The 16,205-nt window shown below is 40.3% G+C and carries 12 protein-coding genes; 3 read left to right on the top strand and 9 right to left on the bottom strand.

From position 1 onward, the window contains the following. Positions 1-74: 74 nt before the first annotated feature. Positions 75-3,350, top strand: a complete 3,276-nt coding sequence (locus L1077_RS22310) for a TonB-dependent receptor (RefSeq protein WP_237139069.1) — start codon at positions 75-77, stop codon at positions 3,348-3,350. 256 nt (positions 3,351-3,606) lie between these two features. Here L1077_RS22310 and L1077_RS22305 read toward each other — a convergent pair whose 3' ends face one another. The 9 genes from L1077_RS22305 to L1077_RS22265 all read right to left on the bottom strand — a co-directional run bounded on the left by L1077_RS22305 (position 3,607) and on the right by L1077_RS22265 (position 13,882). After that, on the bottom strand, positions 3,607-4,212 hold the full coding sequence (locus tag L1077_RS22305) for a hypothetical protein (RefSeq protein WP_237139068.1): 606 nt from the start codon (positions 4,210-4,212) through the stop codon (positions 3,607-3,609). A gap of 110 nt (positions 4,213-4,322) precedes the next feature. After that, entirely contained in the window at positions 4,323-4,928 is a 606-nt protein-coding gene (locus L1077_RS22300; RefSeq protein WP_237139067.1) for a hypothetical protein, read from the bottom strand. Positions 4,929-5,251: 323 nt separating this feature from the next. Beyond that, positions 5,252-5,863: a hypothetical protein gene (locus L1077_RS22295; protein ID WP_237139066.1), complete on the bottom strand. Its 612-nt coding sequence runs from the start codon at positions 5,861-5,863 to the stop codon at positions 5,252-5,254. A gap of 8 nt (positions 5,864-5,871) precedes the next feature. Continuing rightward, entirely contained in the window at positions 5,872-7,056 is a 1,185-nt protein-coding gene (locus L1077_RS22290; protein ID WP_237139065.1) for a S1 family peptidase, read from the bottom strand. 343 nt (positions 7,057-7,399) lie between these two features. Further along, positions 7,400-7,993, bottom strand: a complete 594-nt coding sequence (locus L1077_RS22285; RefSeq protein WP_237139064.1) for a pentapeptide repeat-containing protein — start codon at positions 7,991-7,993, stop codon at positions 7,400-7,402. A gap of 127 nt (positions 7,994-8,120) precedes the next feature. After that, entirely contained in the window at positions 8,121-8,360 is a 240-nt protein-coding gene (locus L1077_RS22280) for a hypothetical protein (RefSeq protein WP_237139063.1), read from the bottom strand. Positions 8,361-8,470: 110 nt separating this feature from the next. Continuing rightward, positions 8,471-10,027: an alkaline phosphatase gene (locus L1077_RS22275; protein WP_237139062.1), complete on the bottom strand. Its 1,557-nt coding sequence runs from the start codon at positions 10,025-10,027 to the stop codon at positions 8,471-8,473. 87 nt (positions 10,028-10,114) lie between these two features. Then, positions 10,115-11,170, bottom strand: coding sequence for an alkaline phosphatase D family protein (locus tag L1077_RS22270; protein WP_237139061.1), 1,056 nt, complete (start codon positions 11,168-11,170; stop codon positions 10,115-10,117). Positions 11,171-11,530: 360 nt separating this feature from the next. Continuing rightward, complete coding sequence (locus L1077_RS22265; protein ID WP_237139060.1) at positions 11,531-13,882, bottom strand: TonB-dependent receptor; 2,352 nt, start codon at positions 13,880-13,882, stop codon at positions 11,531-11,533. 209 nt (positions 13,883-14,091) lie between these two features. Here L1077_RS22265 and L1077_RS22260 point away from each other — a divergent pair, with 209 nt between their 5' ends. Next, entirely contained in the window at positions 14,092-14,805 is a 714-nt protein-coding gene (locus L1077_RS22260) for a UTRA domain-containing protein (RefSeq protein ID WP_237139059.1), read from the top strand. Between the two features lie 112 nt (positions 14,806-14,917). Beyond that, positions 14,918-16,205 (top strand): DUF5690 family protein (locus L1077_RS22255; RefSeq protein WP_237139058.1); only part of this gene is annotated, 1,288 nt, incomplete at its 3' end.

Raw genomic sequence — 16,205 nt, 5'->3', positions numbered from 1 at the left:
TTAACTTTTAAAGTCAGATAGTTAGATATTTTAATTTAAGATTGAAACAACCTAAACACACGGGAAACAACACAATGAGAAACGTTCGCTTATCAAAAGTGGCCGGCGCCTTAGCACTTGCTATTGGTGTGTCAGCAAGTGCATTTGCATCTGACACTTCATCAGCAATGCGTGGTAAAATCACGACTCCGGCTGGCGATGCTGCCGCTAACGTTAAAGTTACGGTTATTCACGAGCCAACAGGCACAGTAAATACATTTACGACTAATGACTCTGGTGCATTCATCGCAAAAGGTCTTCGCGTTGGCGGTCCTTACCGCGTTGTGATTGACTCTGATAAATACTCTGACGCAGAGCTAAACAACATTTCACTTCAGCTAGGTGACACACACCGTATTACAAAACAGCTAGAGCCATTACAAGCAATTGAAAAAATTCAAGTAAGCGGTTATAAACTAGTACAACAAGCTGGAGGTTCAAGCAGCGTATTTGGTGAAGACACCATTAACAATGTACCTAGCTTTAACAACGATATCAAAGACGTTGCACGTCTTAACCCACTTGCAAGCATTAACGGTAACGGTGAATTAACCATTGCTGGTAATAATCCAAGAACAAACGGTTTAACTGTAGACGGTATCGGCCAAAACGATGACTTCGGTCTTAACTTTGGTGGTTACCCAACAGCTCAACCACCAGTAGCACTAGATGCAATTGAGCAAATCTCTGTAGACAGCTCACCATTCTCTGCGAAAAAAGGTAACTTTGGCGGCGGTACTATCAATGCCGTAACTAAGTCAGGTTCTAACGAGTTTACGTTCTCAGGTTTTTACGAGACAAGTACACCTAGCCTTGCTGGTAAAGTAGATAACATTTCAGAAGCTAAACACACAAAAGATGGCGTTGATCCGGAGACTGGCGAAGAGTACAGAGCAGGCGACCACGTTCTCGATAAAGATGGCCACAAAACGTTTGAAGTTGCAAGCACAGATCCAATTGAAACTGAAGCAAGAATGGGCTTTAGCACCGGTGGCGCTATCATCAAAGATGAACTATTTTTCTTCGTGAACTACAACTCTTGGAAACAAGAGAGAGAAATGGATTATGGCTTTGATGGCTCTGGCACATCACACGAATTTGATATTTCTAAGCAGGATTACGACCGATTCAATAGCATCCTAAGTAATACATACGGTTTACAAGATGAGCTTGGTGGCAATCCAGAAAATACTAGTGACAGCCTGCTAGTAAAACTGAGCTGGAACATCAGTGACCTTCACCGCGCAGACTTTACTTACCAGTGGCAAGATGAAGAGAGCGATAAAGGCTTCGCAACCGGTGGCAACACCATCACGATGGCATCTAGCCGTTACCAATACGTGACTAAATTCAACAACTTTGCGACAAAACTATACTCTGATTGGTCTGATGACTTCTCCACTGAAATTGGCTTTGCTTACAAAGATGTTTCAAATGACAGCTTAACAAATTCTGATTTAGGTCAAATTCAAGTCTATCTAAATAATAGCGACCGTGGTGAGTCTATTCAGTTCGGTCGTGACGATGTACGTCACAGCAACGTTTCTGAAACAGAGACTTACGCATTCACTTTCGATGCAACTTACCTAATGGGTGACCATGAGATCAATTTTGGTGCGCAACTAGAAAGTAAGCGTCTATACAACCTATTTGCCCAAAATTCGATGGGAACATGGAAGTTTGGTAGCCTAGATGATTTTGAAAGCAAAAAGCTATACCAAAATAGATGGGATGACTACCAATTCTCATACATGAATGCAAATTCAAACAATGTGAATGACTTAGCGTATGACGCAACACGTGAGCAACTTGCACTTTATGTGGAAGATAAGTTCTACCTGACTGATGATTTAGAAATTACTGCTGGTGTTCGTTATGAACGTCTATCATCAGATGATAAACCTAATCTTAACGAGAATTTCCAGCAAAAATACGGTTACACAAACCAAGAAAACCTAGATGGCGCAGACATCATCCTTCCGCGTATTGGCTTTAAGTTCTACGCAACGGATGCATTAACCATTAACGGTGGTATTGGTCGCTTCCAAGGCGGTATTCCTAACGTTTGGTTCAACAACCCATTCCAAAAAGACGGCATAACACAAGTTGAAGCATCGCAAGATGATATCAACGCTTATTTTGCGAATATTGAGCAAGTTGATATCACACGTGTGCCTGAAGGCATTAAGTCTACTTTGGAAGAAGGTGCAGGTCATACAGCTTACACTGATCCAAACTTTAAACTGCCTTCAAGCATCCGTGCACAAGTTGGTTTTGAGTATGAATTTGATTCTGAGCTATTAGGTGACGGCTTCAAATGGTCTGCTGAAATTGCATACCAAAACAAGCAAGACGAAGCGGTTTGGCACAATACGGCTATTAAACAGAAGGAAGATGCTCCAAACCTTTCGGCGACAGGGCGTGTAATTTATGAAAGTATTTACACAGAAGAATCTGGTCTTACAGATAATCATGACATCATGATGACGAATTCTGACTTAGACGCACGTTCAATTATCATTTCGACAGCAATCGCAAAAGAATTCGATAACGGCCTATACGTGTCTGCAAGCTATACACATCAAGATGTTGAAGACATCTCGCCAGGCAGTGCATCACAAGCTGACGGTAACTACAAACATGCAACAACACACAGCCGTAATGTTGACTTAGTTGGTCGTGGTCACTACGAAGTTGAGCACAGCTTTAAGCTTAACTTACGTTACCAGACTGAGTTCTTCGAAGGTTATGCATCTAAGTTCAACATGTTCTTCGAACGCCGTTCTGGTCGTCCATTTAGCTATACGATGGGCTCATACAACGATGGTGACTTTGGTGATACACGTGGTCTAGACAGAACATCAGCTTACCTTGCTTACATTCCGACTGGTGAAAACGATAATAAAGTTGATTGGGAAAAATCGACGTTAAAATGGAAAGACTTAGAAAAGCTTCTAAACAGAGCGGGGATTTCCGAGCGCGGCCAATTACTTGACCGTAATACAGGCACTCAGCCTTGGGTTACAACGATGGATGTGAGCTTTACTCAAGAAATTCCTGGTATCTACAAAGAGCACAAAGGTGAAGTTTACTTCATGATTGAAAACTTCGCTAATCTACTTAACAGCGACTGGGGTGTTGAGAAGAGACTTGGTTACAGCGACCAAAAACTATATGATTTTGGTGGTTTAGAGGATGGTAAACTCGTTATCGAGCCGCGTTACCAAGGTGCCGATGTTCGTAACTACTCTCAGATCACCAAAGGTGCATCTGCATGGCAGGCTAAAATTGGTATCCGCTACTCTTTCTAATAGCGTGACTATTTAGTAATTCTAAGGCCAACTTATGTTGGCCTTTTTTAACTGAGCAGAAAGTGTAATTGGCCGAGAAACATACAAGATAAACGAGTACATAAACTAAGCGCCTTTCTCAATGTGCTTAAAACACATAGATCAACTTTAAACCCTGACTACCCTCTAAATACCCCTGTCACGATACAGAAAAAAGCGAACCAGCTTATACATTATGTTAAATTAACATAAATTCAATTTAACAGCACACATTACACTACTTTATTTCGAACTGAGTACAGCCAGCACGCTTTTGTTTAAAAGCGATATACTCACTGAAGTATTTAACATTTACAGAGAAATGCTCTATGGGCTCATCCCCATCTGGATAAGCTTTAGCTTGAAATGACAACGCATTTTGCAATGCCTCACACTCTTTTTCCTGCTCACCAGTAGTACGATAACCTAATGAAAGTCTCTCATATAAACTCGCTATAAATGCTTCATCATTATCTGGGTCGACAAAGCTGATCGCCTTTAAATAGTGCGCAACCCCTTGCTGGTGCCTGTTTTCATATGTCACACCTGCTTCTGCAAACCCAAAAACGTTAAACGTACCTTTATGATTAGTCAGCATAGATGAAAGATAAAAGTCACCATAATACAAATGAGTGTACACCAAACATTTTGGGTTTTTAGTTTCATTACAAAACTCCAGCACATTACTCAGCAGATTATCTACCCCTTTAGGCGCTTTATTTTGCTTTAAAAATCTGACTGCTTTATTAAAGTCCCTATCTGCATCTTCTTGCTTATATGTCACTTCACACCCGGTTAAAACAAAGGTCGCACCAACCGCCAACATAGTACTTTTTATATTCATAAACTCACTGAAACTGATCTTAAAAATCGACATTACTATCGGATAGTAAAAAATGAAAAGCCGCCCATCAAGGTATACTTAATCGAGTGATTAAGCACTATGAGGATATTTTATTCTGGTTTACTTGCACACCCTGCTTGACTCTGGAGCTGCAAAATATAGTCACTGAAACGTTCAAAATTCATTGGAATTTCATCAGCAGGCATGTTGTCTTCTGGGTACGCTTGAAAGTGATACTCTAAACTTTTCTCTAAAGCTAGACACTCTTTTTCTGTATCGTCTATTAAGTGATGACTCAATGATAGCTGGATATAAAGAGCTGATATTTCTTTGTGATCTTTAGCATGGTCCCAAAAGCTAATGGCTTTTTCAAAATGTTTAGCAGAATGCTCAAACCTATTTTCAAACGTAACATTCGGCTCTACGAATCCTTTTTCTTCGTAGTGCTTCTGTTCAGCCCTGATTATATTGGAGCGATATAAATGGCCATAAAGTTCATACGCAAGAGCTAAACACTGCTTATCATTTTCTCTTAAACAAATTTCTGCAGAGTTTTTAAGGCGGTGTTCATTAAGGGCAGGATGGTCGCCAGCCACTTGTACTGAGTGACGGGCCTTATTAAGCGTGTATCGCGCTTTCATTAAATCTTCGGTCATGCCACAGCCACTAAGGAATAAAAATGCGATTAAAATAATTGTAAATTGTTTGACTTTCATTGCGCTCTATTTCTGTCATAAGTCGTTACATTTAATTAGCGATGTAAGGCGATTTAAAAGTAGATATTATAAGTGTTTAGATAGAGGTTTAATATCAAATCACAGCCAAACCAACCTCAAACGTCCAAAAATCAACCAAACTACTTTTACATTCGCGTTCAATCTACGAAGTTAGACATTTTAAATATGTAAATTTATGAGTTATTTAAATGAAGGTTTAATACTTAATCGCCAAAATAAAAACTGAATATAAAAACTCAACTTAAAACTTGGTAAATAAGCGGTCAAGTTTAGAACTGACCGCCAAACTTAATTACAAAGCTTTACTGTAAGTCGCCAAAATACTCTTCGTATTCAGCAAATGCTGATTTTGCTTCTTTAGACTGACTCAACTCATTTAAAAATGCGGGAATTGTATCTGCTAAAAACTGAACTTCCGAGGGTTTTGTCTCTCTTTTGTTATATGCTTGAGTCCACATATTTCCGACATCCGTTGAGTCCATAGAGTATTCAAAGTGTGCAATTGACTTGCCTTGAACAAAGATATCATAACGAACTTTAAACTCTGTATTTGATACAACAGGAATAATCCCAAGAGTAGATGCAGACAGCATTAGAGATGAAAACTGAGTGGCGTCTTGCTTTGTTCTGTGAAGTTTTAATACCCTAAGGCCAATTGGCAAACCTACCGCTTCTTTGTCTAGTTTAGAAAAAGCTTTGTATCCATCTAAATTTTCAGTAAAGCTGCGATCTTCAATATTCGTAACAAATAACACAGGAGGGTAAACTACACCTTCATGTTTATATCCAGTAAAAACAGACTCTGCAACTGCTTGCGGATTGCTTTTGTTACCATCTGAGTTAGCAAGTAGGCTTTCACTGAAAAACAGGATTATCGAGCTAAAAAGCACATATGAATAATTAAAAGTTTTCATTTTACTACCTACTTATAGCATAACAGTTGAATAGTCGACTCAACGGCATTCGCCGAAGATTGCTCAAAAGGAGTTTCGCTTTTACCTTGATTGTACGTAACGCCTTGCTTTGTTAAAAACTTTTTGAGTAGCTCAACATCAACACCAAAGTTAACATTCTGCGCAACAGTGCCGCTTTTTTTAAGCATAATGCTTTGGTTAAGGCTACTTGATACAACGCCGACCAAATTTCCTTTATAGTCTAAGATTGCACCGCCACTATTACCGGGCTGTATAGGTGCTGAGAATTGAAAGAAGCCCTTAGCGCCCTTCAACCCACCTAAAGAACTAATATTACCCATAGTCATAGATGGATATTCAGACAAAATTCCTGACAGTGGAAAGCCTGTTGTGAACACTTGCTTGCCCAATGTCACATTCGGCTCTTCCAAAATTGTTACTGACGCAGAATCAATGCCTTTAACTTGTATAACAGCAAGATCTAACAAATTACTTTGTGCAATCAGTTCAACCTCTCGCTTTACTCCCTTTTCTTGTGTTTCATAAAAGATACATTCATCAATAACATGTGCTGCAGTAACGGCGACACCTCTATTATTAATAAAAAAACCAGTACCTGACATAACAGGCTCTGCATCTTTGAAAAAATACTTTACTGGCTTGCTCTGCGCACTAACCCTTTTAGGGTTAATCAAAAGAGCTTCATTTGTATTAACAAAGTTAATCAAGGCTGTTTTTGTTTCTTTAGCAAATGAGTTGAACACAGCGTTAAAATCATAAACACCACCGCTTCCACTTGCTTTCGCAATAGATGCTTTATCAAAGATAAGTTCGCCATCTGCACTAAAAATTTGTATTGTAAAATCTGAGTCCCAACCACCCCAGACGATATCCCAATCACTTGTTGCTTTTAATTTAATTAAGTAATCAAACTTTACATCACTATCTAGCTTTTTTGATGAACTGAACATTTCTTGTGTAACCAGTTCAGCGGCACTCTCTAACTGCCCAATAAAATTGACCTTATCTTCTGGTACAGAGCGATCTACATGAAAAGCGACATCTGCGTTAATAGGTAATGATAGTGTATTGTTAAGCTTAACTTTTGTTTTTATTGAATTTACGTTGTTGACACGCGTAGCTTCACAGCCACTAAGTGCAACAAACACTATCATTAATGCCAATATTCTCATTTATGGTGCTTCTCCATTAGTTAAGAGCTAAATAGTCAGTGCTCGAACTGATTAGTGCGTTATAGAACACTGTGAAAGTAAACTACCAATTAGCCTTATACTTTAGATAGTTAGATATGCTATGAGTGGTTTGGATGAACTTATTCACTACAAGTGACAATAAAGCCCCACTCAACCGGTGCGAAATTATACAGGAAAATTTGAAAATTAAAAACGTACATATAGTGAGGCTAGAATTCTAAAATTACTGCCTAGTTTAAAACTAAAGCTAAGTTATCAAAAAACATATTTAAAGTTATATAAAACAAATTTAAATACAAGTTAAAGTATATTGTATTTCATCTCATACTAACTCTACTTCCAAACAATTCAGTAGCCTCGTTGCCTCAAAGCGATCAAACTTCGCTTTATTAATAGTATTGCTAAATATATCAATATCAAACCCCGTCGCGTTGGAAAAATCAGCAGCCGACAGGTTAGTGCTCGAAAACATAGACCCAGATAGCTCACTATCTCTAAAGCTAGCTCTGGCAAAGTCACCATCTCTAAAATCGACACCACGCACGATACATCGCTCTAGTGCAAAACCTTGTAAGTGTAAGCCGTAAAAAGAGCTGTCGTTTAACATGCAATCGTAAAACTTGATAGGTGCACTAAGCATTAATCTTGGCCAAGCGGCTTTGGTCCAATCAATGCCAATCACTTTAGAATCACGAAAGATGACGTCCGAAAATTCGCTGTAGTGAATTTTAGTCAAACTTAAATTGCACTTTATAAACTCGCAATCTACAAATTTACAGCTGCGAAAGCTGGCTTCTGAAAAGTTACAGCCGATAAAAGTACAGCTTTCAAAACTTTTGGATATGAACTCATCTGAAGAGTGATCTTCACCTTCAAACGTCACTGACCACAATTCACTTTGCTCATGAATACTCAATTTACTTCCTTATTAACTTATGCGTGTTTAAACTTTCCACTTTATAACACAATAGTGTTTACGTTTTATATGTATATGACATCGGTGAAAGCCCCAAAGAGAGGCTTTGAATTAGAGATAAGCCTTGCTAATTAGTATAAATTTTTTGGATCCTAAAATCTCCACCTTGCGAGGTGCAACGCTGGATTATACTTCTGATCTGTGCACTAGACTCTGCGATTTCGTACCACAACATTGTATTTGTTCCAGATCCATAACAACCAATATGGTAATACGCAAAATCTCCAACTGATTTCGCTGAAACAGTCATTGAGGTGGCAGTACTAAGCGCAATTATTGCGCCAGCGATCATGGATGCTAATTTCATTAATTATTCTCCTTTTTTTTAATAGCCAGTATTTTTTATACTTAACACGTCCAAATGTAAAGTTAAATGTTGCAAATCAGTAAACTAAACTGTTTTTATTCTGACTTTATTTAATTAGCATCTACCTTATCTGTTAAAATGCGCTGCATTTTCTTGCCAAGGTCTACATGATTATAAAATCCACTGAACTGTTTAGTCACATGCTTTGGACCTAAAGCAAAAACCCCAACGGGGGTGTGTGTATGCGTGCCTGTTGACCAAACAATATTTTGTTTTGTTGATAGCGCCCTACCAATAAGATTGAGCGGTCGTTCATTTAGGTAAACATAAAAAGGAGAAAAATCATGGATCTTACTGCTAGTCTTGAGACCTAAACTTTTGTGCCCACGTTGAAAAAAGGCATTTTTCTGCTCTGCCAAAATAGCATTAGCATCTGTAGCATTTATTTTAAATTCACTGTTTAAATTGACTGTTTGAACTAATTTCGCGGCACTGGGGTTATTATGATCATGCTTAGCTGCTTTCCACATCGCACTATAACTTCGTTTTTGCAAAAAAAGTTTGTCTAAAATCTCAAGCTCACCAAAATTATAATTAGGTTTATATGTATCATTATTAAAATTGTTGAGCTGCTCTGCTTGAGGCAAATCCGCACCGCTATAGCTAAAACCAAAGCCGCCTGTTTCATGATCGGCTGTCAAAACAACTAGGGTGTCATCTCTGTCCTTAGCCCAATGTAAAACAAAATCCACTGCACTATCGAACTTGATCATCTCATGCAATAAAGTGCCAGCGTCATTATTGTGCCCAGCCCAATCAATTTGCCCACCTTCGACCATCAAAAAGAAGCCTTCTGGGTTTTGTGATAATTTACTGATAGCAACTTGCGTCATGTCCCGTAAACTTGGCTGACCCACATAACGTAGATTTGAGGCTTCAATGCCATCTACCATAGCGCTGTTTGCAAACAAGCCTAAAATACGCGCTTTTTGCGTCTCTTGCAGTTGACCCTTATTAAACACCAACTCATAACCTTGATTTTCAGCTTGTCTCAATAGGTTTTTGCTATCACGGCGTTTTGACTTAAATGATAAGCGGCTCTCAGCGAGTTTTTTCTCAAATCCCGCTTGTTCGCCCGATACCACATAGGCTTTAGGTATAAAGTGGCGCAGTCCACCGGATAACATAACGTCAACAGCGTTACTTAACACCATTTGCTCCGCAATGGCGTTTTCCATCGAACGATGGATTTGGTGCGTTGCAAAAGCAGCTGGTGTCGCATGCGTTAAACGAGTATCAGATACTAATCCCGTCGACTTACCCAACGCTTTGGCTTTTTGCAAAATGGTGGGCACTTTATGCCCTGCACGGCTTAACCCTATCATCTCATTGCCAGACGCAACCCCTGTCGCTAATTGCGTTGCTGAGCAAGCGGAGTCCACTACCAGCTTATCAGCTGGCCCATGTAGAGATAGCCCTGTCACGCCTAAATTGGCCAGTTTAGATATCGCGCTATTGTCACCTCGATAAATTGATTGGGGTGAACGCGTCGCATACTCCTCCAATAAACCAACTTGCTGGGGACCCATACCATCCCCAATCAACAAGATTATATTTTTAATCCGTGATGGTTTAGCCGTTTTATCATCAACATTGCTTTCAAGCATTTTGCATCCCGATAGACTTAAAAGTAAAACAGCGAAAATTGGCAAGTGTTTTTTAAATTTTAACAACATGCTAAATACCCTCCACGACTATTTAAATTGCAGTGAAGAAAGCGTCATACTTTGCTGGTGCGTGATATCTCCATGGATATCTTTGAGGCCAAATTGAATTTTCGGATCAGCTTGCTCCCAATCAATTTCAACAAAGCCATAATTCACTTGCGCAGTGTAATCACCGATACGATGGCGGTTCGGACTCACGTCTTTCCACTTTTGCGTTAACCCTGAACTTGTTACCTCCCAAAGTGGATAACCATGTTGAGTATCATACCTAGATAACTCACCCCAATGCGTGTCGCCACTGATCATTATCACACCGCCAATCTTGTGCTTTTCGATAAAGTCCAATAGCCTTTGCCTGTCAGCTGGAAAGTTAGCCCAACTTTCCCATCCAGTAAAATCTGGGATCAGTTGCAAGCTTGACGCAATTATTTTCACTTTTGCTGGTTTTAAAAGCTCTTTCTCAAGCCACTGCCACTGTGCTTCTCCCAGCATAGAGCTATCGTTATCAACTGGTCGATACGGGCCTTTATTATTGAAGAAACTGCCAACCCAATAGCTCAATGCACCAACTGAGTTCAGTTCAGGACGATTCCAACGTAAGTCAGGCAAGATCACTTGCACATTTTGATGCTGCTCCCCATACATGTAAGATGTATAAATACCCGACGGACGCGTGCGTCTCGGACTATTTTTCGGCTCTTGCCAAAAATCAAGCATGATTTGACGAGACTGCTCTTTGAATGGGTACTCTTTCCCCGCGTCATTTTCACCATAATCATGGTCATCCCAAATAGCGATGGTTGGTGTCGTTGAGCGCAGCGTTTTAAACCCTTCTTTGCTACCCAATTTTTGATACTTAGCCGCTAGCTCAGTCATATTCTCAGTGTCGCCATAGACATTATCGCCAAGGAATACAAAAAGATCTGACTGCTCTTTGTTAATTGCATCAAAAATTGGAATATCCTTATCTTGGTGACTGCATGAGCCAAATAAGATTTTATCAATAGAACCTGTCGCTTGCACATTGGCTGCTACACAACCTAGAACAAATAAAGTAGCTAGTATGGGGCGTTTAACATTCATGATTTGATGTTCTCTTTTTGGACCACCTACCTGTAAAACAGACTTATATTGACTAAGCAAACGCTCATTAGAACCGAGTTTGTTTTTATTAAACACAGGTCGTGTAAAAGGCAGATAGTAAAAATTATTTAGTAGATTTCTTGCATTTACTTTTTGCCAGAAAAAAGAGCTAAGTAATCAGGGGAAAGGGATCTCTCAGCTCTTACGGCATAGTGCTTTAGAGTGTATTATGCTTATTGTTCCATGCTTGCGCGCAACGCATAATCAACCCCTCTATAAACCACTATCAATATCCATTTTTACCGCAATACTTGGCAAAAGTTGATGGCGAACGCAGTTCATCGCTCGCCAAAGATAAGATTAAAAACGTGTTTGGAAGTTGATTGCTGCAGTTCGCGGTGCGCCGATCCAGCCACCCCAACCACCTGCAACACTGCCGATATAACTCTTATCAAATAGGTTGTTCACTGTTAGGCGAATTGAGGCACCTTTTAGTGCACCAACTTCTTCTAAATCGACAGCAACATACAAATCGCTGACTGCATAAGCGTCAATACGCTGAGAATTGTCTGAGTCCATCCAACGCTCGCCAATCCACTTAGTCGATAGACCCGCTGAGTAAATTTCTGATTGCCAATCAAGCGACAGCACAGCCATGTCTTCAACTGAGCCAAATACAGTATTGCCCGCTTTGATATCAACAGTACCATCTGTGTACTCTGAGTCATTGCTTGTATATGACATATACACAGACAGTGATTGAGTTGGATAGTAAGTCAATGACGCTTCAACACCTGATGATTCAATACCACCCGTATTGATGTACTGGCCACTCGTACCAACCAAGTAATCATTACCAGACGCAGACTCAGGTGCAACAAACGTTAGGCGGTTTTGAAAGTCAATACTATATAAAGTAACACTCGCATCAAAATCGTTGTTGTCATAACGAATACCAAAGTCCATGTTTTCTGCAGTTTCAGGCTCAATGTTACCCAGTGCCGATGCATCTGCTTCAAGTACTTGGTCTTTAATTGCCGCAAAGTTTTCAGCGTAACCTGCAAATACTTCTAAGCCTTCAACTGGCGTGTACCATACAGCACCCGCTGATAGCAGCGTATCTGAATCTGAATTAACTGATTTATTCGTGCTTGTGAACTTGTCATGGCTGTCTAAATCGACCAAATACTTTTTCACACCTGCACGCAATGTTACCGTATCCATCTCAATTGAGTCTTCAAGATATAACATGGTTGTTTCTACTGGATATGTGCGGTCGTACTGGATCCAATATGGGTTGTGGTCAAAGTCAAAGCTGCTTTTCGAATCGATAATTTTGTGCCAGTCACGGTACTCAGAACGCTCGTAATCTTCATACCAAATACCACCACGTAAGATGTTGTTGTAATCACCAATCTTGGTTTCCCATGTCAGGTCTGCATTGATACCAAAGCGGTCTTTTTCATAGTGGCTGTTACGATAGGAACCAACTGGGCGTGCTGTTGACTCATAGCAATTTGGATCATACTCCGCATCTGCACCGCCGTATGGGAAAGTAATTGAGCTTTCGCAGCCTTTCATTGGCTGAAGTGATTTACCATCTGCATCAACAAAATAAATCTTACCTAGAGAGCTACCACCTTGATACGTCGTGCCAGACACAAGTTCAGAATGGCCTTTAGCGCCATCGTGATTCACATCGACGATATAAGGCGGTACCCAGTCACCACGGCCTTGGTTTTTATGGAAGTAGGCATTTGCAGTTACTTCCACTTCGCCAACCATCGTATCCACTTCAATGTAGCCAAATAAGTTTTCACGCAGTGTTGACCAACCGCGACGATAAACTTGGTCAATATAAGGAATACCTGTCCACTCACCGGTTAGGCCATCTGATTCAGGGTTTTGCTTAAAACTTTCTAATGAAACACGCTGGTAGTTGTCTTCGTGTACATCGTCATATGATAAGTACGCAGTGATCTCTAAATCACTATCCATACCTTTAACAAACTTAGCAGCAAAATGGTCACGGGTATTTTCTGCTGTACCGGTGATCCAATCGCTGTTACTTGAGTTTGAATAGCTCAACCAGCCAAAGGTGTCATCCATCACCTCGCCAGTTTCAATACGCATATAGTATTTCTGCGCATCAAAATTCGCTAACGATAGACTTGCGACAATGCCTTGTTCAGTGCTTGGGTCAATGGTCGTAAAATTTAACGTGCCGCCAAGTGCTTCGTTAGAACGAGAGCCAATATCGGCTGTACCTTGAGATACCTCGACCGCCATTAAGTTTTCTGTATCAATATAACGGTTTGCTTTAGCGCCACCACCGTAGTTTGAGTTACCGTTTGAGATCCCATCAATGGTAATACCAACTTGCTGCTCATCTAAACTCAGTTGAAAGCCGCGTATTGACACTGTTGTTGACCAATCGTCAGAGCCAAATGTATCACCCTCGTTGATAAGCACACCCGGTAAGTTGTCAATCATCGCCATCGCGCTGGTCATTGATGACTGTTGCTTAAACATTTCTTCAGACGTTGCATTATTTGCGTAAGAAACACTTTTACCAACAACCATGATCTCTTCGATTTGCTGGTCCGCTTTTGCTTGATCATCCTCTGCAAAAGCTGGTGCCGATAAAGCCGCAGCGACCGCCATTGCCAGCATAGATATTTTTGTAGAGCCTGTAGAGTATAAAGTTTTCATTATAATTCCCGAAAGTGATTGGTACATACCAAAATTACGAACGGGGCAAATCTTAGTTACGTATCATTACAGGGACTTTACAGAAATATTTAAGTTTTAATTTGATTGGTATGGACCAAAATTTAGTAAGGTAAGTTTTCATTTTGTGAAGTTTGTTGTAATGTGATAACAATAAATAACATCAACATATTGCCAAGAATAAGTCCCCTATGAGCGACACGAGTTATGCCTATGCCCAAGTTCGGGAAACCATCAGCCAACAAATTGCTGAGCAAAAATTAACAGGCAACCTGCCTTCTGAACGCGAATTATGTGCCACGTACGACGTGGCACGTTCGACTTTAAGGCAAGCGCTGGGCCAGCTTGAGCATATGGGTCTGATCTACAGAAAAAACCGCAGCGGCTGGTATGTTTGCCCTCGCAAGCTCAAATATGACCCAATGCAACACACTTCTTTCTTGCAGTACACAACTGCTCAAGGCTTTCAACCAAGTACAAAGTTAGTTGAGCAAAAAAAGCAAAAGCCGTGCAAAGAAATAGCCAACGCACTCGAGTTAGATGGTAGAACTAGCCTGACAAGCATATTGCGCGTCCGTTCTGTTGACGGTCGAACCGTTGTCGTCGAAGAGCTCAATTTTAGTAACAAACACCTGCCCAACATTGATAAACATGACCTGTCTTTATCTATTAGCGTGTTACTTAAAAATACGTATCACCATCACAATGTTCTATATGATATTGCCGTTGAATCATGCTGTTTATTCAATCCTATTGCTCAATATTTAAATACATATGACGGCGCTTTGGGGCTTAAAGTAACCCGTATAGTGAGAGATTTAGAGGGAACAGCCTTCGAGTTTGACCGCGAATATTGGCGCCATGACGCATTGATGATAGAAAACAAAGCTAAGCTCCATTTTTAAACTGAAACACATTGTAAAATAACTGCAATATAGCCCAATTAAACTGTAAACAAATTCAAGACAGCCGTCATTTGGTCCATACCAAATATGCGCGTTCCACTATGAGTGTCAAATGTTTTACCGATTGGGCAAGCAAATCCAAAACCGACTTAGTACAAATACCCTTCTTTTTTGTATATACGCCATTGTTGCCGCATGTAGTACCTATGCATTGATGTATGGCTTTAGAAAGCCTGTTGCAGTTGGTCTTTATCAAGACATTACTTGGTTAGGCCTATCTTTAAAGACCGTGTATTTAACCGCACAAATTTTAGGTTATGCGCTCTCTAAATTTATCGGAATTAAAGTTATATCAGAGCTACAAAGTCATGGCCGTGCCAAAGCAACCCTCGCTTTGGTATTGTTTGCATGGTTCGCACTTTTAGGGTTTGCCGTTACCCCTTCTCCATGGAACGCCGTGTTTATGTTATTAAATGGTCTTCCCTTGGGTATGGTTTGGGGCATAGTGTTCAACTATTTAGAAGGGCGCCGTGTTACAGAAATACTCGCCGCAGGCCTTTGTACCAGCTTTATTCTTGCATCAGGCCTAGTTAAAACAGTGGCCAGCATCTTACTGCTTGACTTTAACGTGAGTGAAATATGGATGCCATTTGTTACTGCATCCATGTTCTTACCCTTTTTGTGTGTGTCAGTATGGATGCTGGACCAGCTGCCGCCACCAAATCAAGACGATATTAAACAACGCTGTAAACGTGTGCCAATGAATAAAGCTAGTCGTAAAGAGCTGCTCAAGTTACTCGGCTTTGGGATCACTATGCTCATTTTAGGCTATATCCTATTGACTATTCTACGCGATTTACGCGACAGCTTTGCAGCCGATGTCTGGCAAGCGACAGGACTTAGCGGCGAACCTGCACTATTCACGCTAACAGAATTACCAATCGCGGTGGTTGTGTTAGTCATAATAGCACTACTAAAGCTTGTAAAAAATAACCATACGGCCATGATAATTAATCACTTTTTGATATGCCTTGGTTTTGTTATCACGCTGCTAAGCTCAACTGCGTACGAACACCATCAAATCGGCCCTATCAGTTGGATAGTATTTAACGGCATAGGTCTTTATCTAGCTTACGTACCATTCACAACGTCGTTATTTGAACGACTCATCGCCACATTTAATCGACCTGCTAATGTAGGGTTTTTAACCTATTTGGCTGATTCATTTGGTTATTTAGGTACGGTCGGTGTCATGGTTTATCAAAGCACTTATAACCACACTATTAATTGGAATGTCTTTTTGCGAGATTTAGGATATTTTACTGGCATGGTAGGTACTGTTTTAACGCTCCTCTCACTCGGCTTTTTTCTACATAAAGAGCGAAAAAACAATCAAAGTC

It is taken from the genome of Pseudoalteromonas luteoviolacea, from assembly GCF_021654285.1.
Taxonomy (GTDB): domain Bacteria; phylum Pseudomonadota; class Gammaproteobacteria; order Enterobacterales; family Alteromonadaceae; genus Pseudoalteromonas; species Pseudoalteromonas luteoviolacea_J.
This window is presented reverse-complemented; position numbering and strand designations above follow the sequence as displayed.